The sequence below is a fragment of the Methylomonas sp. MK1 genome, from assembly GCF_000365425.1.
Classification (GTDB): Bacteria; Pseudomonadota; Gammaproteobacteria; order Methylococcales; family Methylomonadaceae; genus Methylomonas.
In genome coordinates this window covers 1,833,894-1,860,743 of record NZ_AQOV01000001.1, presented here as the reverse complement: position 1 = coordinate 1,860,743, position 26,850 = coordinate 1,833,894, and the positions used below count along the sequence as shown (strand labels likewise).

General features: G+C 52.0%; 29 protein-coding genes. 22 read left to right on the top strand and 7 right to left on the bottom strand.

The annotated features are described in order from the left end of the window. Positions 1–59: 59 nt before the first annotated feature. The 3 genes from G006_RS0108770 (at position 60) to G006_RS0108755 (ending at position 3,683) form a co-directional block, all read left to right on the top strand. Complete coding sequence (locus tag G006_RS0108770; RefSeq protein ID WP_235048845.1) at positions 60–1,262, top strand: TolC family protein; 1,203 nt, start codon at positions 60–62, stop codon at positions 1,260–1,262. A gap of 150 nt (positions 1,263–1,412) precedes the next feature. After that, on the top strand, positions 1,413–3,077 hold the full coding sequence (gene flgK / locus G006_RS0108760) for a flagellar hook-associated protein FlgK (protein WP_020482810.1): 1,665 nt from the start codon (positions 1,413–1,415) through the stop codon (positions 3,075–3,077). Between the two features lie 99 nt (positions 3,078–3,176). Further along, positions 3,177–3,683 (top strand): hypothetical protein, encoded by a 507-nt coding sequence (locus tag G006_RS0108755; RefSeq protein WP_020482809.1) that lies wholly within the window; start codon positions 3,177–3,179, stop codon positions 3,681–3,683. A gap of 136 nt (positions 3,684–3,819) precedes the next feature. Here the strand turns inward: G006_RS0108755 and G006_RS0108750 are convergent, their stop codons facing one another. The 4 genes from G006_RS0108750 to mobH form a co-directional block, all read right to left on the bottom strand. Continuing rightward, positions 3,820–4,812: an IS5 family transposase gene (locus G006_RS0108750; protein WP_020482808.1), complete on the bottom strand. Its 993-nt coding sequence runs from the start codon at positions 4,810–4,812 to the stop codon at positions 3,820–3,822. 367 nt (positions 4,813–5,179) lie between these two features. Next, complete coding sequence (locus G006_RS0108745; protein ID WP_020482807.1) at positions 5,180–5,812, bottom strand: DUF4400 domain-containing protein; 633 nt, start codon at positions 5,810–5,812, stop codon at positions 5,180–5,182. Beyond that, the gene (traD, locus tag G006_RS0108740; protein ID WP_020482806.1) at positions 5,809–7,641 is read right to left on the bottom strand and encodes a conjugative transfer system coupling protein TraD; all 1,833 of its coding nucleotides are present in this window, start codon (positions 7,639–7,641) and stop codon (positions 5,809–5,811) included. The genes G006_RS0108745 and traD overlap by 4 nt, the downstream gene beginning before the upstream one ends. Continuing rightward, positions 7,638–10,040 carry a MobH family relaxase gene (gene mobH, locus G006_RS27030; protein WP_020482805.1) on the bottom strand — a complete coding sequence of 801 codons (2,403 nt, stop codon included), beginning with the start codon at positions 10,038–10,040 and terminating at the stop codon, positions 7,638–7,640. The genes traD and mobH overlap by 4 nt, the downstream gene beginning before the upstream one ends. Positions 10,041–10,171: 131 nt before the next feature. Between mobH and G006_RS0108730 the strand changes: the two genes are divergently transcribed. Next, entirely contained in the window at positions 10,172–10,636 is a 465-nt protein-coding gene (locus tag G006_RS0108730) for a hypothetical protein (protein ID WP_020482804.1), read from the top strand. A gap of 10 nt (positions 10,637–10,646) precedes the next feature. After that, the gene (gene trfA / locus G006_RS0108725; protein WP_020482803.1) at positions 10,647–11,516 is read left to right on the top strand and encodes a plasmid replication initiator TrfA; all 870 of its coding nucleotides are present in this window, start codon (positions 10,647–10,649) and stop codon (positions 11,514–11,516) included. A gap of 750 nt (positions 11,517–12,266) precedes the next feature. On the opposite strand, the gene G006_RS0108720 is transcribed toward trfA, so the two are convergent. Then, complete coding sequence (locus tag G006_RS0108720; RefSeq protein WP_026146932.1) at positions 12,267–13,166, bottom strand: LysR family transcriptional regulator; 900 nt, start codon at positions 13,164–13,166, stop codon at positions 12,267–12,269. 136 nt (positions 13,167–13,302) lie between these two features. Here G006_RS0108720 and G006_RS0108715 point away from each other — a divergent pair, with 136 nt between their 5' ends. The 8 genes from G006_RS0108715 to G006_RS0108680 all read left to right on the top strand — a co-directional run bounded on the left by G006_RS0108715 (position 13,303) and on the right by G006_RS0108680 (position 19,717). Further along, the gene (locus G006_RS0108715) at positions 13,303–13,848 is read left to right on the top strand and encodes a carboxymuconolactone decarboxylase family protein (RefSeq protein WP_020482800.1); all 546 of its coding nucleotides are present in this window, start codon (positions 13,303–13,305) and stop codon (positions 13,846–13,848) included. A gap of 145 nt (positions 13,849–13,993) precedes the next feature. Beyond that, the gene (locus G006_RS0108710) at positions 13,994–15,280 is read left to right on the top strand and encodes a pyridoxamine 5'-phosphate oxidase family protein (protein ID WP_020482799.1); all 1,287 of its coding nucleotides are present in this window, start codon (positions 13,994–13,996) and stop codon (positions 15,278–15,280) included. Positions 15,281–15,295: 15 nt separating this feature from the next. Then, positions 15,296–15,901 (top strand): glutathione S-transferase family protein, encoded by a 606-nt coding sequence (locus tag G006_RS0108705; RefSeq protein WP_020482798.1) that lies wholly within the window; start codon positions 15,296–15,298, stop codon positions 15,899–15,901. Positions 15,902–15,930: 29 nt separating this feature from the next. Then, a complete protein-coding gene (locus G006_RS0108700) occupies positions 15,931–16,404 on the top strand; it encodes a nuclear transport factor 2 family protein (RefSeq protein WP_020482797.1) in 474 nt (157 codons plus the stop codon). 323 nt (positions 16,405–16,727) lie between these two features. Continuing rightward, positions 16,728–17,852 carry an inorganic phosphate transporter gene (locus G006_RS0108695; protein ID WP_020482796.1) on the top strand — a complete coding sequence of 375 codons (1,125 nt, stop codon included), beginning with the start codon at positions 16,728–16,730 and terminating at the stop codon, positions 17,850–17,852. A 20-nt stretch (positions 17,853–17,872) separates the two neighbouring features. Continuing rightward, the gene (locus G006_RS0108690) at positions 17,873–18,916 is read left to right on the top strand and encodes a methyltransferase domain-containing protein (RefSeq protein WP_020482795.1); all 1,044 of its coding nucleotides are present in this window, start codon (positions 17,873–17,875) and stop codon (positions 18,914–18,916) included. Between the two features lie 8 nt (positions 18,917–18,924). Beyond that, positions 18,925–19,524: a sigma-70 family RNA polymerase sigma factor gene (locus G006_RS0108685; protein WP_033194137.1), complete on the top strand. Its 600-nt coding sequence runs from the start codon at positions 18,925–18,927 to the stop codon at positions 19,522–19,524. Beyond that, entirely contained in the window at positions 19,517–19,717 is a 201-nt protein-coding gene (locus G006_RS0108680) for a zf-HC2 domain-containing protein (protein ID WP_020482793.1), read from the top strand. The genes G006_RS0108685 and G006_RS0108680 overlap by 8 nt, the downstream gene beginning before the upstream one ends. A gap of 52 nt (positions 19,718–19,769) precedes the next feature. Here G006_RS0108680 and merR read toward each other — a convergent pair whose 3' ends face one another. Then, entirely contained in the window at positions 19,770–20,183 is a 414-nt protein-coding gene (merR, locus tag G006_RS0108675) for an Hg(II)-responsive transcriptional regulator (protein WP_020482792.1), read from the bottom strand. A gap of 65 nt (positions 20,184–20,248) precedes the next feature. Here merR and G006_RS0108670 point away from each other — a divergent pair, with 65 nt between their 5' ends. Genes G006_RS0108670 through G006_RS27675 form a run of 3 tightly spaced genes read left to right on the top strand, consistent with a single transcriptional unit; the run spans position 20,249 to position 21,114 of the window. Next, on the top strand, positions 20,249–20,599 hold the full coding sequence (locus G006_RS0108670; RefSeq protein ID WP_020482791.1) for a mercuric ion transporter MerT: 351 nt from the start codon (positions 20,249–20,251) through the stop codon (positions 20,597–20,599). A 9-nt stretch (positions 20,600–20,608) separates the two neighbouring features. Next, the gene (locus tag G006_RS0108665; protein ID WP_020482790.1) at positions 20,609–20,896 is read left to right on the top strand and encodes a cation transporter; all 288 of its coding nucleotides are present in this window, start codon (positions 20,609–20,611) and stop codon (positions 20,894–20,896) included. Further along, positions 20,893–21,114: a GDCCVxC domain-containing (seleno)protein gene (locus tag G006_RS27675; RefSeq protein WP_081607905.1), complete on the top strand. Its 222-nt coding sequence runs from the start codon at positions 20,893–20,895 to the stop codon at positions 21,112–21,114. Before G006_RS0108665 ends, G006_RS27675 begins: the two co-directional genes overlap by 4 nt. A gap of 12 nt (positions 21,115–21,126) precedes the next feature. On the opposite strand, the gene G006_RS0108660 is transcribed toward G006_RS27675, so the two are convergent. Next, the gene (locus G006_RS0108660) at positions 21,127–22,035 is read right to left on the bottom strand and encodes an HD-GYP domain-containing protein (RefSeq protein ID WP_020482789.1); all 909 of its coding nucleotides are present in this window, start codon (positions 22,033–22,035) and stop codon (positions 21,127–21,129) included. A 209-nt stretch (positions 22,036–22,244) separates the two neighbouring features. Between G006_RS0108660 and G006_RS0108655 the strand changes: the two genes are divergently transcribed. The 6 genes from G006_RS0108655 (at position 22,245) to G006_RS0108630 (ending at position 26,850) form a co-directional block, all read left to right on the top strand. Further along, positions 22,245–23,546: a tetratricopeptide repeat protein gene (locus G006_RS0108655; RefSeq protein WP_020482788.1), complete on the top strand. Its 1,302-nt coding sequence runs from the start codon at positions 22,245–22,247 to the stop codon at positions 23,544–23,546. A 108-nt stretch (positions 23,547–23,654) separates the two neighbouring features. Next, entirely contained in the window at positions 23,655–23,981 is a 327-nt protein-coding gene (locus tag G006_RS0108650) for an HvfA family oxazolone/thioamide-modified RiPP metallophore (protein WP_020482787.1), read from the top strand. Positions 23,982–23,997: 16 nt separating this feature from the next. Then, positions 23,998–24,870, top strand: a complete 873-nt coding sequence (locus G006_RS0108645) for an HvfB family MNIO-type RiPP peptide maturase (protein WP_020482786.1) — start codon at positions 23,998–24,000, stop codon at positions 24,868–24,870. After that, positions 24,867–25,628: an HvfC family RiPP maturation protein gene (locus G006_RS0108640; protein ID WP_020482785.1), complete on the top strand. Its 762-nt coding sequence runs from the start codon at positions 24,867–24,869 to the stop codon at positions 25,626–25,628. The genes G006_RS0108645 and G006_RS0108640 overlap by 4 nt, the downstream gene beginning before the upstream one ends. Before the next feature lie 17 nt (positions 25,629–25,645). After that, positions 25,646–26,200 (top strand): HvfX family Cu-binding RiPP maturation protein, encoded by a 555-nt coding sequence (locus G006_RS0108635; protein WP_152428829.1) that lies wholly within the window; start codon positions 25,646–25,648, stop codon positions 26,198–26,200. A 2-nt stretch (positions 26,201–26,202) separates the two neighbouring features. After that, entirely contained in the window at positions 26,203–26,850 is a 648-nt protein-coding gene (locus G006_RS0108630; protein ID WP_020482783.1) for a DUF3047 domain-containing protein, read from the top strand.

The window sequence follows — 26,850 nt, the reverse complement described above, 5'->3', positions numbered from 1 at the left end:
ATTTTTGCTTTGTGAGTGGTGTTTCGAGTTCTTCAATCGTGCTTGCCGAGGATTCGACGTTGCTTCCTGAGACAGTCACTATCCAGCAGTTAATGGAGATTACTCGGGAAAAAAGCCCCCGCTTTGCCACCTTGAGGCAACGTATCGAATCCGCCAATGCCGAAGTGGTGGCGGCTGGAGTCTTGCCCAATCCCAGAATCAGCTACGGCCGATACGACTTGTTGACGCAACAGAACACCATGTACGACGGCAATATTCAGCAACAAGTCACCTTGGAGGTGCCGGTTTTGATAGCGGGGCAGCGTGGTGCCCGCGTCGATGCTGCGGAAAAGAGTCGTGAAGTGACTGCCGCTGACATTGACGCCGAGGTTGCCGATTTGATTCATCAAGAATGGAGCTTGTTCGTCAAACAATTGGCGGATAAACAACGAATCGCGGTGCTAGATGAAACCACTCAATATATGGGACATCTGGCCAACATCGTGTTGGGACGCGCTCGGGCCGGCAATGCCAGTCGCTACGATCTACTGCGCATCGAAATCGAAACCAAGGCAGTGCAAACCCGGCTCGAAACAGTCAGCAATGATCTCTCGTCAACCGCTGGCGACTTAGGCATTTTGCTGGGCTTATCCGGCTGGAAACCACAAGCGGCGGGTAAATTGGATTACCTCAATGTACCGACCGATATTGAAAAATTGTGGATGGATGCCATCAGTCTGAATCCCGAGCTTGAGGCAGCAAGGCGAGGCGAAATAGCGGCAGATGCGGGGCTGGAACGTGCCGAGCGAGAACGTTGGCCAATTCCGTCGCTGCAAGTCGGTTCGGTTTTCACCGACAAACCCTACGGCAACACCAGTTTTGCCGGCGTATCCGTCGATCTGCCGATTTTCGATAGAGGCCAAGGTGGCGTGGCTCGCGCGAATGCCGAAAAACAAGCGGCTATCCTAGCGCGAGGCCTGGCGAATGCCAGAACTCGTAGCGCCTTGGAACGTGCAGTGGATCAATTGAGCAAACGCCGAGCTACACGCATCAAATTTGAACAGGAGGTGATGGGAAAACTGGTTGATCTTAAAGAGATGGGGGAAGCTAGCTATCAACTTGGTAAAGGTAGTTTGCTGGAACTTCTCGATGCCTCACGTTCTAGGACCGAAACTGAATTGACACATTTGGATTTGATGCAGGCGGAAATTGAGGCTGAACTGGACATTCTGAAAGTAGCCGGTTTGCTGACAAACACTGTCGACTCTGGGGCAACCCAATAACGTTAGGTGCAATTTTTGCTTTCCAAGCTAATGAAAGATTTGATTATTGGGGAAGATGCTTATTTGAGCAAGAAATTTACCCTTGTGGGCATTTTCGGCGGCAAAGGTTTGCCGCCTGTTGATAACTACCTCTATTAGCGGAAGATCGTAATGACTATGGATATTATGAACTCGGCATTATCGGGACTGGCAGCCTCTCGACGGGCGCTTGAAACAACCAGCAATAACATCAGCAATGTCAACACGGAAGGATATAGCCGCCAGCGAGTAGAGTTAGCGACTCGATCGGAACAATACACCGGTTCTGGATATATAGGTAGCGGGGTTGATGCCGTCAATATCGTTCGTAGCTACGATCAGTTTTTAACCGATCAGTTACGTTTCAGCACCTCTGCTTTTGCAGCTGCAGATACTTATCAGAAATTGAGTTCGCAAGTCGACAATTTATTGGCTAATGAAGCCACAGGATTATCGCCTGTTATCAAATCGTTCTTCAACGCGGTTAACAACGTTGCAAATGATCCTAGCTCAGTGCCTGCCAGACAAGTGATGTTGGCTGAAGCCGATTCCATGGCGAAACAATTTAACAATTTGGGTTCCCGTTTTAATGAAATGGGTAAACAGGTCAATAGTCAACTCGATACTATCGTGGGTGATCTAAACAACTTTGCCAATGCTCTTGCCAAGTTGAATGACAAAATTGTGAGCGATATGGGGCGTTCAGCCGGCAAGCAAATGCCGAATGAATTGTTGGATCAACGCGATTGGCTATTAAGCAATATTGCCCAGAAAGTCGATGTATCGGTCATTAATCAGGCGGATGGAGCCGTCAGTGTTTTTATTGGTCAAGGCCAACCACTGGTATTGGGTGGTTATGCTTCCAGTCTTTCGGTGCAATCGTCTAAAACGGATACTACACACAAATCAATTTTGCTTAACGGGCAAGATATATCACCGCAAATAACCAGTGGTGAGCTCTATGGCAATCTGCATTTTCGCGATCAGGTACTGGATGTTGCTCAACAGCAATTAGGTTCTCTGGCGATGGGAATAGCTATCGAATTTAATGCTATTCATCAGAGCGGTTTCGACCTGAACGGTAACCCTGGGCTAGCGCTGTTTGATTTGGGCTCACCTAGCATAGGCGTCAAAAGTGTTGCGAAGGATTCAAACCTGACGGTTACAGCGAGTTTTTCAGCCCCGCCGTCAGCGGCAAATATTGCATCCTATCGTTTAGATGTATCTGCCACGGTTCCCGACGTCACATACAATTTGACCAATCTATTCGATGGCACTTCGATCAATGATTTGAATAACATCACATTGGCAAATGCGACCGCAGCTGCCGGATTTAGTATTAGCTTTCCAAGTGGCGTGTTAAATGCTGGGGATAGTTTTAAGATCGACCCAGCTATCGATGCAGCCCGCACACTTCGTATCAATAATGCCATTACCAGTCCGAAACAAGTCGCAGCGGCTGATATGGCGGGGTTTTCAGGGGATAATAGAAATGCTCTGAAATTAGCAAAGCTTGAGACACAGTCAATCATGCAAAATGGCAAGGCGACTTTTACTCAGCTATACGGTCAATTGGTTGCGGATATTGGTACAACAACGCATTCGGCCCAATTAAACCGCGATGCTCAACATGTCTTGTTTCAGAGAGCGAAAGGCGCTCGAGAAAGTGCGTCAGGCGTGAATTTAGACGAAGAGGCTGCAGACCTCATTAAGTATCAGCATTCCTACCAGGCTGCAGCTCATGTGGTTTCGATTGCTAAAAGTCTTTTTGATACTTTAATACAAGCGGTTCGGTAGTTTAAAAAACTGCTTCAAACTCGGGATTCAGCAAATCCTGAGGATTTTGTTTGAAAAATTATTGCCTAGCCGAATTTTTAAAAAACAGAGGATAATGTTATGAAAGTTAATTTATTGATTTTCTCAATTTTGTTAGGCGTTTTTGCTAGTAATAATGTTCTGGCTAAGCCTTATTCGTCGATATTGCCGGCGCAGTTTCCAGTCAAGAAAATTTTAATAACAGTTTCTAGTCAATCTACTAGTGGAAATGCAGATATCTATCATGTCTCATTAAAGGGAAATGGAAACAGTTTTTTAGCTAAAAACAATGAAAATCAACCATTAAAAATTTCAACCGATACTTTGATTGAACTGCTAAATGACTTCTATTCGGTGCATTTTTTTGAGATTCCTGATACTTTTCATATTAAAAAAAAGGCAGTACTCAAGGATAATGGAATTGTAACTACTATTGTCAATAAAGAGCTTGCTGCTACAGATAGTAAAAAGGTTTGTGTGCAACTACGTGAATATAAGAAGTGCGTTTCAGTTATTGATAATCAACCTGCGGGTATTTCACAAATAGTGAATAAAATTGAAACCTTAATTGAATCAGCGGGGCGTTAAGGAACCTCTGAAAAACTGCTGTTTTGAGCAACAGTAATTTCTAAGATTGGTCAAAGATTACAATAATCGACCGTTTTTTTATCAAAACAGCCGGTTGCTTTCGAAAACAAGCCCTTTTCTGGGTCTATTTTCAAATTTAAGACGCAATGAGGCATCGACGCTCATACGCATCACCGCGAAGCACATTAGCGATTGCGGTCAGAAAGGTTAATCGGGCGGCGTTTTTGGCTAAACCGCGATAGCGATTCTTGGCATAACCAAAGCGGATTTTAATATCCCGAAACACGTGTTCGACCTTGGCTCGGCGGCTTGCCAGTTCTCTGGCGGCTTCACGCAGTATTTTGGCCTCTGCGCTCTCGTCTTGGGTCAACTTGGTCAGCTTGCCTGGACGCATCGCAATAACGCACGCGGGTGGATTTTCGGTCGGCATCACGGGACGTTGGTCCAAGCCTTGATAGCCGGCGTCACCGTGCACGAATTGCTCTTCACCGTGCAGCAAATTGCCGGCTTCAGCCACGTCGCTCACGTTCCCGGCCGTGACTTTGAGCGTATGCACCAAGCCGGTTTTATGGTAGACGCCGATGTGAAATTTGCTGCCGAAAAACCATTGATTGCCTTTCTTGCTGGCATGCATTTCCGGGTCACGTGACTGGCTTTGGTTTTTGGTCGAGGTCGGCGCGGCAATCAGGCTGGCATCGACGATGGTGCCGGCTTTTAAAAATAGCCCGCGTTCACTCAGCGATTGGTTGATGGCTTGGAAGATTTGCTCGGTCAAACTGTGCTGCTCCAGCAAATGCCGAAACTGCAAAATCGTGCTCTCGTCGGGCACCGCCTCCAGGCGGATACTGCAAAAACGCCGCAGCGACTCAATCTCGTACAGCGCGTCTTCCATGCTGGGATCGGAGTAGTTGTAGACAATCTGCGCTACGTGCACATGCAGCATGGCATTCAAGGCAAACGGCTTGCGGCCGCACCCTTTGCCGGATGCATAATACGGCTCAATCACCGCTCGCATGACCGACCACGGCAGAAGTTCTTCGAGTTGGTTCAGAAACTTTTCCCACCGTGTGAGTTTGCCTTTATTGGCGTATTCCACATCGGCAAAACTGAGCTGTTGATACTGTTCCATGCGCGTCATCTCGAAAACAATGCTATTGCTGAATTATATTGCTCGCGGAGTATTAATCAGAGGTTCCTTAACAGATTTTTAATTGTTTTTTGTGGGTTTGCCTTTAATTGTAAGGTTCCCTGTCTTGTCTTCTCGGATTAAAACTCCCTGGGAAATTGCACTGCCAGACTAAATTTGTGCATCATTAGTTTTCTACTGGATGCCGGGAAGTTGATGCCTGTATTAGACGTTGCACCTTCTTGGTCACATGTTGAAAAGTTGTGTAGATAATAACTGATAACAGCATTCGAGTCCGTTTTAACAATTGCGCTTTGAGAGCTTGTCACGGGGCTTAGATGAAGCGGTTTTGAATGTCAGTTTGGCATGGCTAAACCCGCTTTTGCGTATTGGCCAACAGCACGTTGACTGCGTAGGCGACGACAAAGACGCCTACCGGGACGGATTGCGGCGGAATCGGAAACGGTAAGGTCAAACTGACCAGCAGCAGATACAGTGCGCCCAAAATCAGGTAGAGGCTGTAGCGATGCGCCATGGGGCTGGGGTAATCAAAGTTGGTCTGGCTGATTTTGCGCCGCACCAGTCCGTCGACGACAAACGGCAGCAAGGCGGCTGCCAGGTACGGCAACCAGATGCAGGCGGTGGTCAGGCGCTTGATCATTTGAAAAATCGTGTCCCACAGCACGTTGAGCCGGCTTTCGATGAAGGGAAACACATCGTTGCGCCCAACATCCTCAAAGCCTTTGGACATCTGCCGTTCGCGCTCGGTCGGGATGAAATAACGAAACACGCTTTCTCGGATGCCGGTGGTGACGAACAAGCGATCAAACCAGCGTTTTGCAGTTTTGCTGATCTGTGATTCTTTATCGGCGCCAAAATAGCCGATCATCATTTGATCTTCGGCGCGCTGCAGTTCGCGCGTCCACCGATCAGACACAAAACTGGCCACCAGTATCACTTCCAGTAACCAAAGCATCAGACTGAACAACAAATTGCGCGTCATGAGCCGGCGACTTGGCAATCTTGTGCTAATCGCAGTATCGGCAAGCGACCTTTGACGATCCGGCCGCCGGATAACTTGGCGATGTAATGCAAGTCCGGCAGTTGTCCGAGTAGCTGCGGTGCAAACAAATCGCCTTCTTCTTCCATCAAGCGCTCGCCGATATTGCCGGAAAACACCGTGGGATTGGTCGCACTGGTGGCCACGCCCTGGGTGCGCATGATGTACTTCAAACGGGTTTTCGGCAGATTGTCGGTGATGTACTGTTGGGTCTCGCTGTCCATGATCCTCAGCGCGATCAGGTTGTTGACGTTGCCCAGTACTTGGCGGGCTTTGTCCTGAGAACCCGTGCGGGCCGCAAAATCGGCAAAGGTCTGGGTGGCGATGAACAGACGAATCTTGGCGCCCCGGCCTTTGTTCAATACCTGAATGAAAGGATCGTTGATGACTTCAGCGGCCTCATCGACAAACACATTCACCGGTCGGTCCGAGACACCGTAGTTGTAGCGATCGCCAGCGACGGCGGCTAAGTCGGCCAATAGAATCGAGCCAATGGCACTGCCCACCATGCCATCCGATAAGGAGTCCAGGCCAATGTAAGCGACCTGGGCTTTTTCAATGATGTGGCCGGTATTGGTGATGGGACGCAAGTCATCCACGTCATGCGGATTCGGTGACAGCAAAGGCCCCAAGGAACCCGAGGTCAGCATGTTCATGATCGGAATCAGCGAGGCGACCATCTTGCTGAAGTGGGCTCGGTCATGCTCGAACAAAGACAACAGGCCTTCCAAATCCAAATTCGGTAATTGATACTGCACGACCTCCCGGTAAAATCGCACCAGACCCACCGCCTTGGAATCAATGTCCTTGGCGTTTTTCAGGTAAGGCCGCGCCTCTTGCCGCCAGTGGCCCAGGTTGTTGTCGAAATAGCGTTCCAAGGCCTGAATCACCAGCGTCGATGGTCCGCCTTCCAGGTAACGGCGTAATTTGACCAGCGTTGGCCGTTCCTCGATCACCATCAAGCCCTGAATCACGTTATCCAGCGACTTTTGGCCGAATGCCTTGAACGGATCGTTACTGCTTTCGCTGGGCGAAATGGCGCTGATGCGGCTGGCGATTTCCGAAGGCCGGTTGAAATTGTGCAAGGGGTCGAGTCGCACGCTGTCTTCGGGAAACGCCGGGTGGAAATACACGAATCGATCCGGCCTCTTTGCCAAAGCGCAAGCCCGTTTGGCGCAGGCCATCAAATCCTTGTCACCTTTAGGATCGATGATGATCACCGCTTCGCCCCGCAACACAGCTTGCGTCACCAACACGTCAAAAGCGCGGGTTTTGCCGGCACCAGTGGTACCGACCAGCAGCGTATGGCCGGCGGTATGTTGCAAAGGCTGACGAATGTCGTTTTCGGAGACTTCCAGGCCGTGTATCCAGGCCGAGCCCATGCGTTGATGATCGCTGGGAATCAGTGTAGAAACATCCCGTTTCAAAATCTCATAGGCCAATTGCGCATGCTTTTGCACCCAATCGAATCCCCAGCCAAACCACAAGGCCTCGGGATGATGCTTCACCAGGGTTACAAGCTTTTCGGCATCCAGGTATTGGAACCGAAACTGACGCAACCGGCGTTTGCGGTACCAGAGACTCAATGCCGGCGACAATCGCCAACACGCCATGACTCCACATGCCGTCATCAGCCAATCGAAGGGTTCACTCGGCAAGCCCGACCAGCGACTGGTGAAATGCGCCAATCCGGCACCGCCTAGCCAGCCCGATATGGCATACACCTCGAATATTGGCCGCCAGGGAAACTGGTAGTCGTAATCGGATTTCATGGGTGTAACCGAACCTGGATGCCTTCTGTGGCACTCACCGAGCGGCAATCTGGATGGTTGGCAATATCCAGCATCAGGCGAGTGCGCTTGATCGTAGGATGTTGCGTTAGAAATTGTTCCAGCGCGGTATTGGACACTGTGTGCCAGTGACCGTCTGGCGATGATTCATTGGGCGGAATGTTTTGTTGCCGCACATGTGTTATCAGCAAGTCGATTGTTCCGGGTTTTGCCGGTGGGGTTGTTAGGGGAGCGCTTGCCTTATCAGGTTCGGAATTGACCGAACTGTCTGACGCCTTGCCGCTGATTGATTTTTGCTTGCCGATCGCTTTTGATTTGGGCTGGACAGGCTTAGTCTCCAGAGGCGTCGCGTCTTGAGACTGAGAAGCCTTAAGTTGATCTCCGGTCTTGTCAGTATTGCTACTAGGAGATTGCGGAGATGACGCTGTAAGCGTGGCTTTGGCTTGGAATTTCAATAATGCCTTCAAAGCCAAACTCGGTTCCAATGCCAGCAGGACGCCGCGAACCGATTGGATGGTTTGTACCTTGCGCATCGGCGACAGGACGTCGGTCACCAGCCAACCTTTGTCCTCCAGGATTTTGATGAACTGAGGTGGATCGATGGCGAGTTTTTCAGCCGTCGCCGGAAACGGGAGCAAATATTTATCCTGGACTTCCAATAGATCGCTGCCTAACTGCCATTGGCCTTGATTGAGCATGCTGGCGATGTCCATTAGCCATTGGCCGGCATCGGCGTGGCTTTCGAACCAGCACTTGGCGCTGTCGACCGGATTAGAAATGCTTTTCGTATCCGTCGTGGCGAGATCGGGTTTTGCCGCTGAATCAGATTTTTCTGTGATGGGCGTTTTGGCTGGCGTTTTGTTTTTCGGTTGTTTTGTCTGACACAACGAAGAGGCGTCATCGGTTGATTTGGATTGCGACAGTCCTTGATCGGGATCTGATGGCAAGGAATTTGAAATGCCTGGTGCTGATTCGGTTAACAGCGGGTCGGGTAGGGCGATTGGGTAAAGCGCGGGTTCTGATGAGGCTGATTCCGGCAAAACTGACGCAGGATTATCAGTGCGTTGGGATTGCTTCAGAGCCGCGACACTCTTGGTTTTTGCCGGTTTGCTGATTTGTTGTACCGGATTGGTAACGGGTTCGGTTTTTACGATGGTCGCATCCGATTCGTTGACTTCGCGGGCTGTGACCACGAGCGGATGTTCGCCACTAAAAATGAGTTCCGCGGATTTCAAACGCAACAGGTACAGCGGATTGTCCAAGCCTTCAGGCTGCATTTGCCAATAACGGTATTGCCGGCCATCCGGCCAGGACTTAGGGATTGCCAAGCCGCGTTCGATCAGAATGTCCGCCAAGGTGTCTTCGTCACGCGGAATGCCGGGAACTTTGTCCTTGGCCAGTAATGTGACGATGTCTTGCGCACCGGCACGCCAGACGATATGCAGGCCATCCTCAAAACGCCATAGCCGAGCGCCTTTTTCGTTGACGGTCCATTGTCCGGACTTGACCAATCGGCGCATGGCGTCGAACAAGTACTTTTCCACCGGCATGCCCAAGGCCGAGTCGATGTTTTGGTAGTGCGCCTTCAAATCCCGTTCCACGCTTTTGCAGTCGGCGGTTATCACCAGTGCGTAAACTTTGGAGCCGCGGTCCAAACCGTTAATGGTTTCCAGCATGGCCTGCATGATGTCGGGGCCGGACTCCAGAATGAATGTGCGGGCTTCGCGGGTCAGGACGCGCTCGATCACCAAGGCAGAAAACTGTTCATGGCGTTTATGGCGGTTATCCCGCCAGCGCAGAAAGTATCGGTCGATCTGATGTCGCATAGCCCAGTCGGTGATGTTTTCATCGCAAGGGTTCCAGGTATGTTGCCCCTGTGCATCGACCACAGCCATGTCGGCGACCGGTTTGCCGATGTCATGCAACAGCCCGGCAAAACAGACCGCCAGACGCCAGCGTAATTCTTGTGCTTTTCGTTCCTTGGGTGATGCTGACGTGGCAAATAAACTGCCTTGGGATGCCAAGGTCGCCCAATGGGCGACTTCCAATCCGTGCCGAAATAAGCCGCCGGCGCCACGATGATGATGAGATTCCGAAGCCGGCAATAAGTGGCTGAAGCCGGCATAACGGCGTATGACCGGCGCAGCTATGGTTTGATACAGACTATCCGGCATGGCCAGCGCCTGTTCGATGGCCGCAATCAACTCCGTTTGACTGGACAGGATGCGTTCCACAGGTGCAGCCGGCAGACCCTTCATGAACGGCGGATAACGCGGCACGTCCTCATCCATCGTTGTCGCAACCGAACCGACAGGCGCGGACTCGACGCCAAACAGACGTTGGCGGATGCGAGCAATGAGAGTCGAAGGCGTATTTTCCATAACGCCGCATCTTGCCGCGAATTTCTCAATCGTCGCTTGCAGCTGACGACGAATTCGACGTCAGCTGCAAGCAGGCTTCGCAAAAGAGTGTTTAGTGTAACGAGCTCCCTTTAAGTACCCCTGGAGCTCTCATGAAATCCAAATCGCTCGTAATCCAGTGTCTTGTGTCCGCAGTGTGCGGTACGGCATGTACTTCGCTAATTCATCCCGATGCTGCCGTAAGCGAGACCGTTATCGAATCGATTGTGACGGTTCAACCCGAACAACCCTGGCGCCTGGATAATGCTTGGCAGACAGGAGGATTGGGCGGTTCGGTATTACGGTCTGCATCGATTGAACACGTTGTCAGGCAAGTCGATCAGCCGCTTGGCGTTTACGTGGCCAGTGACGACTCATCGGATCGAGTTCTCGATGTCAGCGCGTCGCACATTCCCGATCGCCAGGATGACGATACACTGGTCATAGAACGTGCTTGGCGAAAATATTGCCATCATCAGCTCGATATGACATCGGAGGAGCAGGCGTTAGTCAAAACCATGCCAATTCCGCACAACGTTCTGAGTCATGGTTGTCATCCAGGCAGCTTGAAGAAGTGAGGTGGTTGTCATGGACAGAAATACCACCAACCATTCGCTCGATAATCTCACCGAACGTTTTCAATCTCTGACGGAGCGGAAAAAGGCCAAATTGCGGGTCGTCGAACCCATGACTTCACTACCCAATTGGCCGTCGGCGATACGCGGTACGCCCAATGCTTGCTTACGGAGCGCATTGTTCGCCGGCATCCAAGGCAAGGAGCGCATTGCCTACAAAAAACGAACATTGTTGGCTGCGGTCGATGGCATTGAGGTTCGTTACCTCGGCATACAGCTCAATCAATCGGACCTCGATGTCTGGATGCAGATCGTGCATTTGTCCCGGCAACAATTACCGGGATTTAGCGTGACCTTCAGCGCCCATGCCCTGTTGACGGCATTGGGGCGCGGCAGTGGTAGAAGCCAACATGAATGGTTGAAAGAAGCTATGGCCCGCCTGGGAGGCGCCTTTGTCGAAATCACCTTTCACGGCCGGGATGCTTTTGGTGAAAAAGGCTTCTTGCGTTATTACCGTGATGAACGGACGCAGCGTTACGTAGTGGAATTGACCGAATCCATGCTGCGCCTGTTCGAAGAGGGCTACACCTACATTGAATTCGAACAGCGGCAGAAATTGCGCAAGCAACCCTTGGCCTTGTGGTTGCACGGCTTCTTGTCGTCCCATGCGGCCCCGTTTCCGATGAAAATTACCACCATTCACCGACTCAGCGGTAGTGGCTCAAAAACCCTGCGCGATTTCAAATATCGGCTGGGTAAAGCGTTGGAAGCCTTGGTAAGTATTGGCACTTTGGCTAGCTTTGAATTCGCTGACGATATGGTGAAGATCAAACGCCAACCGACGCCCAGTCAGCAACGTTTTTTGGAAGATAAACAACACTAAAAAAGCACGGCATTAGACCGACGCTATTTTGGGTCGGTCGAAGCCTCTCGATACGGCATTAGGCCGACGCGGATACGGCATTAGACCGACGGAGGCACGGCATTCGGCCGACAAGGTAACGGCATTAGACCGACGGGCACGGCATTAGACCGACAAAAAGCACGGCATTAGGCCGACGTTTGACACGGCATTAGACCGACGCTTAGAGCAAATTGTAAAATCGCTGCAGGCCTTGATATTCGTTGGCTTCAGCGATTATTTTAGACTGAAAATCGAGGGTGCTAATCTATATATAATCTTTATTTAATCTATATAAAGGGACTGGTGGTAGCAAAAATTTCGTTTTTGAAACGAATGCTAGTGAGGCGTTTGTCACTGGGCTTATATGGAATCGCCTTGGTTGTCTTGTGACGATCATATCTGACTGTCGCGTTTCTCCGGCCAGTCGGCCAAAACCAGATTCTTGGAACGGGCTGCCTACAAAGCAGTCCTTGGCGACCGTATCAGAACGACCCTAAGCCGTCACAAGCTCTGCACCAAGTCGAATGTCTCAAGAACTTGCCAAAGCTGACATTCTGGGAATTTTGCAAATGGCTAATTAGTCCCAGCGGTATTGCCATCGCCGATTAAACTCAGTAGCTCTGGCTACAAGCCCAGCTTTGTATGGCCGATTCAGTTCGATCAAACCCATTAACGGGATCATCCTGCTTTACCTGCTCAGGTATCGTGATATGGTAGTGATTCTGTTGATTAATTCAGCGACAATTCGGCCCTTAAACGGGTAGCCATCAGATCGACGAACGAACGAATTTTCGCCGACGAGTGGCGGCCTTCGCGGTGCAGGATATGCACCGGAACCGATGGGCTTTCGTATTCGCCGAGCACGATTTTTAGTTTGCCGCTTTGTAACGGCGCGGCGATTTGATAATTCAGCAAGCGGGTGATGCCCAAACCGGCCATGGCCGCGCTGGCCGCCGAGTCGTTGTCGCTGACACTCAATGCCGGTTGCAATTTGATCGTCTGCGTCTGCCCATCGTACTGAAAGCGCATTTCGTTGTGCGGATTTAGGCCGCGTGCCAGAATGATGCGATGTTCGGTTAAGTCATCCGGCGTTTGCGGTATGCCGTGTTCGGCCAGATACTCCGGCGAGGCACACAATACCCGCCGCACCGAGCCGACCCGCAGTGCTCGGTACGACGAATCGGGCAAATCGGCGATGCGAATTGCCACGTCCACACCTTCTTCCAGCATATTGACGACCCTGTCGACAAACAACGCATTCACTTCCACCACTGGATAGCGGCGTAAATACTCGACAATGCCCGGCATGATGAACAAACGCCCAAACAATACCGAGGCGGTCACCGTGAGTTGGCCGCGCGGTTCGGCGTTGACGCCCAGTGCAGCGTCGTCCGCTTCATCGGCTAGGGCAATGATGCGTTTGGCGTCTTCGTAATACTTCTGCCCGGCTTCGGTCATACGCACGTAGCGGGTGGTGCGGTTCAATAATTTAACGCCCAAGCGCTCCTCCAATGCCGCTACCGCCCGCGTCACGGCGGGTGGCGACATCTGCAACTTGCGCGCGCCGCCGGCAAAGCCTTCGGCTTCGACCACCGCTACATAGACGCTCATTAAATGTAATCGGTCCATTTGTAATTCCACTGATCGGAATAGTTAATTGAATATTTTAGGTATTCTTTATTTTTTCGCAATAGATCACACTGTACCCGCCTGGTGAATTTCATTCAGGCGTACGAAAACCCCTTTCATTATTTGGAGAACACTCATGAGCCGTATTACTACTGTCAGCAACGAAACCGCTAATATCGAACAACGTGCCCTGTTTGAAGCCATCCAAGGTCAATTGGGTATGATACCCAATTTTCTGCGTGTATTCGCCCACTCGCCGGACGCGCTAAAAGCCTTCCTCGGCTTGCATCACATCGCCAATCACGGCTCGCTGGATGCCAGTACCCGCGAACGGATCGCATTGGCGCTGGCACAGCAGAACCAATGCGCATACTGCCTATCCGCCCATACCGCCATCGGCCGCGAAACCGGTTTGAATGGCGCGGAAATCGAAGCCAACCGGGCCGGCACCAGCCACGACGCCAAAGCGGCAGTCGCGGTCCATTTCGCCCGCGCCCTGGTCGAGCATAAAGGCGAGGTGACCAATACCGAACTGCAAGCGATGCGCGACGCCGGCTTCAACGAGGCTGACATCGTCGAGGTGATCACCCATGTCGGCATGAATATCCTGACTAATATCTTGGGCAAAGCCAGCCGGGTCGACATTGACTTCCCGAAAGTCGAGTTAAAACAAGCCGCTTAAAGCCTAACCGGGCGAAGCGCAGAGATGGCGTTTGGCCCGGCTTATTGCGCTGAGTGGGATAAGGTATTGCAAATTATGACTATTCAGCAGAGCTGATGATTGTGCCAGAGTAGCCATCCACATTTCACCATCCGGAGTAAAGACCATGGCCCGTGCGTTTGCCAAGATCAGCTTCACCCCCAACGTCCAAGCGGTACAAGCCGAAATGGGCAGTCGCACGGCCTATCGGACAGTCGAACTGGGCGACACCGAAACGGTGGCGTTGAGCGAGTTCGAACAAGCCTTCATCGCCGAACGCGACAGCTTTTATCAAGCCACCGTGAGCCAATCCGGTTGGCCTTATGTCCAACATCGCGGCGGCCCGGCAGGATTCCTGAAAATATTGGATGAACAAACCATCGGTTACGCCGATTTCAGCGGTAATCGCCAATACATTTCAGTGGGCAATTTACGCGGAGACGATCGGGTGAGCTTACTGCTGATGGACTATCCAGGGCGGCAACGCTTAAAAATCTGGGGCCGGGCACGGGTGGTCAACGAACGTAGCGAGCCGGAATTACTGGCCAAGCTGGAACCGACGGACTTTCGCGGCCCAGTCGAGCGCGGCATCGTGATCCGAGTCGAAGCCTTTGATTGGAATTGTCCCAAGTACATCACACCACGTTACAGCCAACGCGAAGTCGAAGCGCTATTGGCTCAGGCTCGTCAACTAGAACCGGTGGTGAACACAACACACGTGCCCGCCGCGCTGGGAAATGGCATGTTGCCTTTGACCATCAGCGGCATTCGCCAGTTGACGCCGCGCATTCGCGCTTACGAATTACGCCACGCCGATGGTGAATCGCTGCCGCCTCACCAGGTTGGGGCGCATCTGCGTGTGCCAATCACGCTGCCCGACGGCACGATCACCAGCCGGGCCTATTCTCTTACCACTGTACTGAACGATCCGGATTGCTACCGTATCGCGGTGTTGCGAGTGGAAGACGGCGACGGAGGATCTCTTGCATTGCACGACGACTGGCAAGTGGGTACCCGCATCAACGTCGAAGCGCCGGAAAACTATTTTCCATTGCACGATGACGACCGCCCTGCGTTGTTAATTGCCGGGGGTATCGGCATCACACCCATCAAAGCCATGGCCGAAACCTTGGCTGCACGGGGTGCGGATTTTCAACTGCATTACACCGGCCGAGCGCCGCAAGACATGGCTTTTGTTAAAGACTTGCAAAGGCAGTTTCCCGAGCGTTGCCGATTTTATTTCAGCCAAGTGCAAAACCCAACCCGATTGGACGTTCCAGGCTTACTGGGTAATGCAACAGCCGATACCGTCATTTATGTCTGCGGTCCAACCCGCCTGATCGACAGCGTACGCCAAACCGCCCGCAGGCTCGGCATTGCCGACGAACGGGTGCAATTTGAAAGTTTCAGTTAACCGAAGGAGTCCAACATGATCACCCTGTACGACATACCACTATCAGGCAACTGCCACAAAGTTCGCTTACTATTGAGTTTGCTGGATTTGCCCTATCAAATCCAAGCCGTGGATTTACGCGGCGGTGAGCAGCGCGGCCCAGCCCATTTGCAACGCAACCCCTTCGGCCAAGTCCCAGTGTTGGATGACGACGGCCTTATCATCCGCGACAGCCAGGCCATTTTGGTGTATCTGGCCAAACGTTACGGCGGGGAACAGTGGTGGCCGGACGATGCCTACCCACTGGCGCAGATTGCCGCCTGGTTATCGACCGCCGCCAACGAAATTGCCAACGGTCCTGCCAAACTGCGCGTACACCATAAATTCGGTAGTCCTATCGATACGGCAGCGGCGCAACTAACCGCCGACAAGGTGCTGGACATTACCGACCGCCATCTGCAAAACCAAGACTGGCTGGTCGGCGATTCGGTATCCATTGCCGACATCGCTGTCTACCCCTATTTGGCGTTGGCGCCGGAAGGCGGTTTGGACATCGGGGCCTTCCCCAACATCATCGCCTGGTTCCAACGCATTCGCGCATTGCCCGGTTACGTGACCATGCCCGGCATGTGGCAGGCTTAACTCAATCACCCTCATCACGGAGAAATCGTATGACTCAAGAAATCAAAGCCCCCGTCCCGCCCTTTACCGCTGAAACCGCCGCGCAAAAAGTGCGCATGGCCGAAGACGCCTGGAACTCGCGCGATCCGGACCGCGTCGCCTTGGTCTATACCGAAGACACGCTCTGGCGTAACCGCGCCGAGTTTCCACAAGGCCGCGAACAAGTACGTCAGTTCTTGCAACGCAAATGGGCCAAAGAATTGGACTATCGCTTGATCAAGGAATTGTGGGCGTTTACCGATCACCGCATTGCCGTGCGCTTTGCCTACGAATGGCGTGACGATTCCGGCCAGTGGTTCCGCAGTTACGGCAACGAGAACTGGGAATTCAACCCACAAGGCTTCATGCAGCGGCGCTTTGCCAGCATCAACGATCTGCCGATCAAGTTAGAACAGCGTTTGTTCTACTGGCCACTGGGCCGCCGACCCGACGATCATGCTAGTTTGAGTGATTTAGGGTTGTAACCAACAGTTTGGAGTCCTTGTAAAAATCCTTGCAAGATTGCCTGCGACATTCGTAAACCGATTGCTCGCGGGCGAAACTAAGATTTAACGTGCTTAGGGCCTTGAAACCGGACAGTTGGGGGCATTGTTACCAGTAGATCGGTAACGCCGTTCATTGGCGAGGTCTAGCCAATTTCGGAAAATGCCAACCCATCATGCAACCAACGATGTTATTGATCATCAGGACATATCATTGATTTCTCGATTACAGAATATTTTTTGTAAGGTTTGATCCTCTCCTAACGACTTAGATCAACTAGTCGACGTAATCCAGGAGGTTTTTCATGCTCACCAGTATTTTATTCATCAGCGTTTGCTTTCTGGCCTATGCCAACGGTGCCAATGATAACTTCAAGGGTGTGGCGAGTTTGTTCGGTAGCGGCACCGCGAACTTTCGGCAAGCACTGACCTGGGCGACGCTAACGACATTGGCCGGTTCGCTTACTGCCCTGTTCTTAGCTCAGACTTTGCTCGTTAAATTTTCCGGCAAAGGCTTGACGCCGGACGAATTGATACATTCTCTGCCATTCATGATTGCCGTCGCGGGTGGTGCTGGAATGACGGTGATTCTGGCGACGCGTTATGGCTTTCCGATTTCCACGACCCACGCTTTACTAGGCGCGATGGCGGGTAGCACCTTATTAGCGACATCCGGCAATATCAGTCTGGCACCGTTGCTGAGCAACTTCGTGCTGCCATTGCTATTGAGTCCGTTTGTGGCGTTATTATTGGCCGGCTTGTTGTATCGAGGTCTGAGTATGTGGCGTAACCATAGGCAACTAACTAACAACCTGTGTTTATGCATTGAAAACCCGGAAAGTCTGGCGCTGGCCAGTAACGTCAATATGACCCTGGCAATCAATTCGGCAATCGTCCCGTCTCTAACGCTTGATCGTCAAGAGGCTTGCGCCGAGCGACAATCTAGCCTGGTTTTGGGCTTTAATCTTGAGCGCCTGCGAGACGGACTCCATTTTTGCAGCGCCGGCGCGGTTTGCTTTGCTCGAGGCCTGAACGACACGCCGAAAATTGCCGCCTTGTTATTGCTGGCCCCCGGTTTTGATTTGCAATGGATCATCATCCTGGTGGCGTTGGCCATGCTGCTCGGCGGCGTGCTCAATGCGCGGCGGGTGGCGGAAACCATGAGTCATAAAATCACCACCATTACGCATGAACAGGGTTTATCGGCAAATCTGGTCACCGCACTGTTAGTCATTTTTGCCAGCAAGCTTGGCATGCCAGTCTCCACTACCCATGTTTCGGTAGGTTCATTATTCGGCATTGGTTTGGTCAGCGGCAAGGCCAATTCAGGCGTGATCACGTCGATTGCCTTATCCTGGCTGTTGACCTTGCCGTGTGCGGCTGTCTGTTCCGCCGCAATCTCATACTACCTAAGCGCCTATCTTCAATAATAAATAATACGAGAGCTCTCATGACTACCAGTATCGAAATCAGCGAATCGGTTCGCCATTATTACGGTCAGGTACTGCAATCCAGCGACGACCTGAAAACCAGCGCCTGTTGCAGTATCGACGCCATGCCAAGCTATTTAAAAGCCTTGCTGGCCGGCCTGCATCCGGAAGTATTGGAACGGTTTTACGGTTGTGGTTCGCCGTTGCCGCCGGCCCTGGAAGGTAAGACCGTGCTGGATTTGGGCTGCGGCACCGGCCGCGACTGTTATCTGCTGTCGAAACTGGTCGGACCGACAGGCCGGGTAATCGGCGTGGATATGACGCCCGAGCAGTTGGAAGTCGCTGTGCGTCATCGCGACTGGCACGCCGAGCGCTTCGGGTTTGCCAACGTTGAATTTTTACATGGTCATATCGAAAACCTGCACACGGTCGGTATCGCCGATAACAGTATCGATGTGGTGGTCTCTAACTGCGTCATTAATCTGTCGCCGGAAAAGCCTAGAGTGTTGACGGAAATCTTCCGAGTGTTAAAACCGGGCGGCGAATTGTATTTCTCCGACGTGTTTGCCGACCGCCGTATCCCGATTGAATTGCGCCAAGACCCTGTATTGTTAGGCGAGTGTTTGGGCGGGGCTTTGTACTGGGAAGACTTCCGGCGCATCTTGCAGGACTTAGGCTGCCCCGATGTCCGCAAGGTCAAGCAAAATCCCATCAGCATCGACGACCCCGAGGTGTTCGCCAAAATCGGCATGGTCAACTTCGATTCAGTCACGGTGCGCGCCTTTAGAATGCCTCTGGAAGATCGTTGCGAAGACTTCGGCCAAGTCGCCGTCTATTTGGGCACTATCGACCTACACCCGCACAGTTTCGATCTGGACGATCATCATCATTTCGAGACCGGCCGGCCACTAAGGGTGTGCGGCAACACCGCCGACATGCTGGCAGGCAGCCGCTATGGCGATCACTTCCAAGTGTTGGGCGACAAATCCCGGCATTTCGGACTGTTCGATTGCTCGCCCAGACCCGGCAGCGAATCGGCCAAGGCTGATAGCGCATGTTGCTGAGCGCCGAGATGAACACATCCAATCAATTGAGCGAAGCATTATTGGCCGAACATCGGCCGGTGCTATATCGCTATGCCTTGCTGCAACTAAAAGATACTGAACTGGCTGATGACGCCGTGCAAGAAACCTTGCTGGCCGCTTGGCAAGCGTCTGCCAATTTTGAAGGCAAGGCTGGCTTACGCACCTGGCTCATCGGCATTTTGAAACACAAGATCGCCGATCACTGGCGGCGCAGTGCACGTGAAGTCGTCACCGCTGAGTTCGATCAAATAGATAACGACGCAGATGAAGTCGACGAAGACGATTTTTTCATGAGTAATGGGCATTGGATTGGTGGCCCGACCACCTGGAACGATCCCGAGGCGGCCCTCAAGCAACAGGAGTTCTGGGCCATCTATGAAACTTGTCAAAACAATCTACCGCCGAAAATGGCCAAGGTATTCATGTTGCGCGAGTTGGTCGGTCTGGAAGCATCCGAAGTCTGCGGAGAAACCGGCTTAAGCGACGCCAATTATTGGGTCACCATGCATAGAGCCCGATTGCGGCTGCGTGAATGCCTGGAAGTTCGCTGGTTCAATCAGTCAAAAAAGGAGAATAATCATGCGTAGTTGTCGCGATATTACCGCCCTAGTGTCACAGGGCTTGGACAAGAAACTCAGCGTTAGCGAACGCCTGGCGATTGGAGTGCATGTGATGATGTGTTCCCGCTGCCGTAACTTCCAGAGTCAATCCCAGTTCATCCGCAAAGCCGCGCTTGGTTATACGGTGCAATTGCAAAAGCGCTTGGATAAAAAAAACTGAGTGTCACATTCAGGCTTGAATGATGGTCGCTGAATAGATGCTATGCCGCGTCTCAGTAGTACTTTACTTGCAACGCCGCAATCAACGGACAACTCACCTCGTTCCGATTGGTTTGGCAACGTCCGATCAAATCCTGCAAGGCCATTTCCATACGGCGTAACTCGGCGATGCGCTGTTGGACATCTTCGAGTTTATGCTCTGCCAGTGTACGTGCCTCGTCGCAATGTTGGCTGTCCGCCAGTTTTAGCAAGTCGGCCACTTCTTCAAGACTGAACCCCAACCGTTGCGCGGATTTGATGAAAACGATCCGCTGAACGTCCGTCGCACCATAACGCCGGATACCGCCCAACGGCCTATCTGGTTCCGACAACAATCCCCGACGCTGATAAAAGCGTATCGTTTCCACACCAATCCTCGTCGCTTTGGCTAATCCGCCAATTGTCAGACTGTCCAGAGTTTTGTTCATTACTATTGACTCCGTACTTGACTACGGGAATAAGCTTACCCCAGTTTCATCAACCAGGAAAATCCATGCCCGAATCGCCCTACAGCCGTTACTTTTTGTTCGTTAGCGGACTGGGTGCCGCGCTGGCGTCTCTGTGTTGCCTGGGACCGCTATTGTTAGTGGCACTGGGTTTCAGCGGTGCTTGGTTAGCCAATCTGACGGTGCTGGAACCCTATCGGCCCTTTTTTATCGGTCTTTCGTTGCTTGCCCTTTTGTTTGCAGGACAACGCATCTTCCGGTCGATGCCCGCTTGCCAGGCCAGCGAATCCTGCTCTCAATCGCCACAACATAAACAGAGCATTGTCCTGTTTTGGGTCGTATCGACGTTGATTCTGCTGGCGTTGATTTTTCCTTATCTTCTTCCCTGGTTTTATTAGGCAACCATCATGAAACGATACTTTGCTATGTTGATGATGGCTGTCGCTGTTATCCAACCGGTTTGTGCCGAATCTCGTACCGCCGTACTCACAATCCCCGGCATGAGCTGTGCAGCCTGTCCGGTCACGATAAAAATGGCGCTGAATCGGATCACGGGCGTCACAGGCATGACATTCAACGTCGATAGTCGTCAGGCCATTGTGCATTTCGACGCGGCTAAAACCACTGTCGAAGTGTTGCTACGCGTCGCCGACGATGCGGGCTATCCCGCCACACTCAAAGAGTTAAGACCATGAATAACGTTATTTGGGAATCCACTTTAACCTGCCCGGAATGCGGACATCACAAAACCGAAGTCATGCCCAGCGATGCCTGCCAGTGGTTTTACGAATGCCAGGGCTGTCATAGCCTGTTAAAACCTAAGCCCGGCGATTGTTGCGTATTTTGTTCCTATGGGGACGTCCCTTGTCCGCCGATACAGTTGCACGGCAAGCAGGCCGGGTGTTGTGGCTGATCCTGACCTCATTCAAAACCGATCACGTAACCGCCGCAGCCAGCTTTTGCCGTTGCCAATATCGACCGGCAAATACGGCAGCGATTCATCCAGTAGTCTTGCCAGCAAATCATGATCAATCAGCGCTTGTAAATCCGCTGCACTGCCTTTTTGCATCGTTGGTTTTAGTGTCAGTTTGCCTTGCTGCTTTTCCAGAGCAAAGCCGTTACCACATACCCGGCAAAACACCTGGTCACCAGCTTTCTGGTGTTTATGCACCACTACAACCGGTCCGCACACCGGGCATTCGCGCATCGGAATACCGCTATCGCTATGTCCGATAATGCCATCCAGCTCATTGGATTTTGCCAACTCGATGAAATGGCGACCGAAATGCAGATCAAATTGTTGGTCCAAATTCATCTCGATCTGCTCGATGGCAGCTGTCACCGGCATACCCTTCCGATAAGGCCGGGTGCTGGTCATCGCGTCAAAGGCATCTGCAATCCCAACGATACGCGCGGATTCAGGAATCTTTCTACCGCCTAAACCGGACGGATAGCCCCGGCCATCAACGCGCTCATGATGACTTAGCACCGCATCCATTGCCAACGGCGCCAAAGGATGCCCCTCTAACACTTGAGCGCCCAAGGCCGGATGGGTTTTCATCACGGCATATTCCGCATCGGTAAGCTTGCCGGGATTATTAAGAATACTGTCCGGCACGCCGACTTTGCCCAAATCATGTAAAAAGCCGCCCAACCCAGCAACCACAGCGTCCTGTTTGGAAAACCCGCACGCCAATGCCAATCGCGTCGAATACTGCGACACCCGCCATAAATGCCCGCCGGTATAAGGATCGCGGGCTTCCACCAGAAACGCCATGCTATACAAGGTGTGCAGCAAATTTTGAGTGTGACTTGCATTTTGTATTGATTTCATCGGCATCTCCTGTTTGGCAATACTGTATTCAGTAAATTTTTCTTTGTCGTGAGAATGGATGATTTCCTTACACAGGTTTTATACGACCTGTGTAAGGATTTTGACCGGGATGCGACTGATAGATGCCCTGTTGCTAACTTAATCCGTTAAACCTCCAGCGATAGGATTACTTCTTTTATTAATAGCGCATCAAACTTGGGTGAAGTCTCTTGAAAAATCAAACAGTCTTTGATTTAGCATTGGCAAAGCACGTGGCCGGTGAAATTGTCGATGCCGCCATCGCTTACCGTGAAATGCTTGCCGCCGACCCGGATCATGTAGAAGCTTTGCACTATCTCGGCGTAGTCTTGCATCAGCAGGGAAATACAGCGGAATCTATCGAGATGATTTTGCGTGCCCTGCAACTAGATGCATCCAGCCCGGAACGTTACAACGATCTGGGGAACATTCTCACGGAAAACGGACGTTTCGCCGAGGCGCGCCAAGCGTTTTCCGCCGCGCTTGAATTGAACGCTACCGATGCCAATCTCTGGAACAATTTGGGGTCGGTGCTGCACCGGCTAAATGAGTTGCCCGAGGCGGAAACAGCTTATCGACATGCAGTCAGTCATAGTCCGAATTTCGTGCCCGCGCTAAACAACTTGGCTGCGCTGCTGGCGGAACAAAACAAAGTGGAAGAGTCTTCTTTTTTCGCTTGCCGAGCATATGTGCAGCCACCTCTGACCGACAAACCCTTGAAGATGCTAGGCATTGCTTACTATCGGCTGGGACTTGTCGCCGAAGCCGCCGACTGTTATCGAAGCTGGTTGGATGCCGAACCCGACAATCCGTTGGCCAGACATCACCTTGTCGCATGCACCGGTCAAGACATCCCGACTAAAGCCTCGGATCGTTATCTGATCAGTCTATTTGACGACATAGCTGAAAATTTCGATAGCAAACTGGTCGGTAATCTCGGGTATTGCGGTCCCGATATGGTCTGTAGCTTGCTGAATGACTGCTTGATGGCGAATGCAAATCTGTCGGTGCTCGACGGTGGCTGCGGTACGGGGCTGTGCGCGCCAGTATTAAAACCTTACGCACGTCTGCTCACGGGCGTAGATATTTCGTCGCGCATGCTTGGCAAGGCGGCGGAAAGAGCGCTTTACGACGATTTGGTAGAGTCGGAACTGACGGGTTATCTGACAAGGAAACAGCAAGCGTTTGATTTGATAACAATGGCCGACACCCTGGTTTATTTTGGCGACCTAAGCGAGATTTTCGTATTGGTCCGACAGGCATTGTCGCCGTTAGGGACGTTTTGCTTCACCGTCGAACAGACTAGCTCGGTTGAGGTCCCACTCGGTTATCAACTCAATACCAGTGGCCGTTACAGTCACAGTAACCGCTATCTCACAGACTTACTAAATGCAAACGGGTTCATGCTACTACGGGAACACGAGACAAACATCAGGCACGAGTTTGGCAAGCCTACGCCGGGCATGGGGTTCTTGGCACGGGCATTATGCTAAGAAAGCATCGAAAAAAATTTGTAAGGAATTCAAACTGACTCCGACTGATGGAGCAGGAAGGCATTGTTGCTTGTCCTCATTATTCATTAATCCACTGGAGAGAACACCATGAACAAAAAAACCTTATCTTTGACTTTGAGCAGTGCTTTGGCTTCGACTTTACTGAGCGCGGCCCCCATCATTCAAGCCGGCGAAAATCCGTTTGCCATGTCCAGTATCCATCCTGCCCAACAATTGGCGGCGGCGGACGGCAAATCTGCTGAAGGGGGTTGCAGCGCCAAGATGAAGGAAGGTAAATGCGGCGAAGGTAAATGCGGTGCCAACAAAATGAAGGACATGAAAGGCGCCGAAGGCGGTTGCAGTGCCAAAATGCCTGAAGGTGGCTGTAGCGCCAAGATGCCTGAAGGTGGTTGCAGCGGTAAAACCGCAAAATAAGCCAGAGGGACCGCCAATGACCACTTCCAATCCTTTCGGTCTTATAGGTTCCGGTTTAGGTTTGCGGCGCGCGCTGTTGCCCGCGTTGCAAACCGGCGTACCGGACAGTATAGATTTTTTCGAAGTTTCGCCGGAAAACTGGGTGGGCGTCGGTGGTCATCTCGGTAAGCAGTTTCGCAGCCTGACCGAGCGTCACCGTTTCGTGGCGCACGGTTTGGCCTTGTCGCTGGGTGGTCCCGCGCCGCTCGATACCGTATTTTTAGCCGAGCTGAAACAGTTTCTCGATCATCATGATTTTGCCCTGTACACCGAGCATTTGAGCTTTTGCAGTGACGAGGGACACTTTTATGACTTATATCCGATCCCTCTTACCGAGCAGGCGGTCAGGCATGTCGCCGGACGTATCCGCCAGACTCAGGATATTCTGGAACGGCCTATTGCTTTGGAAAACGCTTCTTACTATGTGCAGCCGCCGCAGGCGGAAATGGACGAACTAAGCTTTATCAATGCGGTATTGAGCGAAGCCGACTGTTATTTGCATCTGGATGTCAACAACATCTACGTCAACAGCGTCAACCATGGCTACGATCCGGTGGCGTTTTTACGCGGTTTGCCCGGCGAGCGCATCGTTTATGGGCATGTGGCCGGTCACGACCTGGAACCTTCGGGCTTGATCATTGACACCCACGGCCAGAACACCATCGAACCTGTTTGGGAGTTGCTGGCCGAGGCCTATCGACGCTTTGGCGAGTTTCCGACCTTGGTGGAACGCGACAGTAACATTCCGCCATTGGCCGAGTTACTGACCGAAGTGGAACGAATTCGTGCCTTGCAAAAAAACCATCGGCATGGCCGAAGCGCACAAGGCATCAGCGAGGTAGCGGCATGAGCCAGCCACCCGCATTTCAACAACAGCAACGGCAGTTTCTGCATTACTTGCGGCAACCGCAAACAGCGCAGCTACCTGTGGGCTTCGCCCCTGAGCGGCTGGCCGTGTATGTCGACCTGCTCTACAACAAATTCGACGAGAGCCTGACGGCCTGTTTTCCGGTGATTCACAGCATCTTATCCAAAGATGACTGGCGGGCGTTGCTGCTGGATTTCATTGCAAAACATCGCTGCCTGACACCCTATTACCGGCAGATTCCCGACGAATTTTTGCAGTATCTTCAACAGGAACGTGAGCATCCCGATGATTGGCCGTTTCTGGCCGAACTGGCGCAGTTCGAATGGATCGAATTACAGTTGTCAATTGCCGAGGCCGAGCTGGTCACGCGAAAGCAGTTGTCTGATGCCGAATTGCTGGCCAATGTGCCTGTGTTTGCACCGGTCATGCAATTGCTGCATTACCACTGGCCTGTGCAGGACATCGGTCCAAACTTTTTGCCGAGTGAACCGCCCGAAACAGCTACCCATGTCCTTGGGTTTCGCGATAGCGAGGATCAAGTGCAGTTTGTAACCCTGAATCTGGCCACGGCCAAGCTGATCCTGCTGTTAAATAACGGCTTGACTGGGCAACAGGCCTTGCAAGCAATGAGAGGCAGCGAACTCCCTGATGCGCAATTTTTAGAACTCACCCAATTCGGTCAGCAGATTCTGGCCGATCTACATAGCCAGGGCGCGATCATCGATATTCGCCCGGTTTGAACTTTGGAGCCTCACTGATGAACGACCTCGCTAAATCCGCCCAAGATCCTTGTACAGCTTGTCTGATTCCTTCCTGCATCGAGCGGCTATGCACTATGCCCAGCCTGCTTTCTCGCTGTTTCGACAGTAATTTACAGGGCTTGGCGCCAATTTTTCTACGTCTGTTGTTGGCTTACGAGTTCGGCGAAGCCGGCCTGGAAAAACTCCATGGCGATAACTGGTTTGCCGATGTGAGCTTCCCATTTCCGTTCAGCTTATTGCCCACGGATTTTAGCTGGACCTTGGCCACCGGCTTGGAGATCATCGCCCCGATTGCGTTGATATTGGGATTCATGACCCGCTTTTTTAGCGCGGCGCTAATGGTGTTGACCGTGGTGGCCATCGCGGCCGTACATTGGCCCGCCGAATGGCACACATTGGCCGAATTATGGAAAGGCTATGCTATTACCGATCAAGGTTATGGAAATTACAAATTGCCGTTGGTTTATTTGTTCATGCTCGGTTCGCTGCTGTTGAGTGGCAGTGGCGGCTTGGCTATTGATACTTGGTTGAAACAACGCACAGCAGCTTAAACATGAAAAAATTCTGCTGGATATTTTTAACGATGCTACCGATGAATCACGCGGCGGTTGCCGATAATAAACTGCCTATCGGCGAATTTAGCCAAAATCGCCTGGAGGGTTGGGAGCATAAAAGTTTCAAAGGCGAAACCCTATACCGTCTGCAAGCAATCGATGGCGTGACGGTATTGACGGCCGATAGTCGTGCCGCCGGTTCCGGCATGTTCAAAGAGCAGCATATCGATCTGGAACAAACCCCGTTCCTGAACTGGTCGTGGCGCATCGGCAAGCGTTTGGCTGGCTTGAACGAACAAAGCAAACCCGGCGACGATTACGCGGCGCGGGTGTATGTGGTAGTCAAAGGCGGTCTGGCGTTTTGGCAAACCAAGGCCATCAATTATGTCTGGGCCGGCAACACGAAAAAGGATACCGTCTGGCCCAATGCCTTTGCCGGTGATCATGCGATGATGTTGGCTTTACGTGGGCCGGAAGCCTCACTGAATGTTTGGCAAACCGAAAAGCGTAATATCCGGGCCGATTTCAAGAAACTATTCGGTGAAGACATCAGCACTATCGATGCCGTCGCCATCATGACCGATACTGACAACAGCGGCGGACAGGCTAGCGCCGCTTACGGCGACATCTGGTTTTCCAAGGATTAA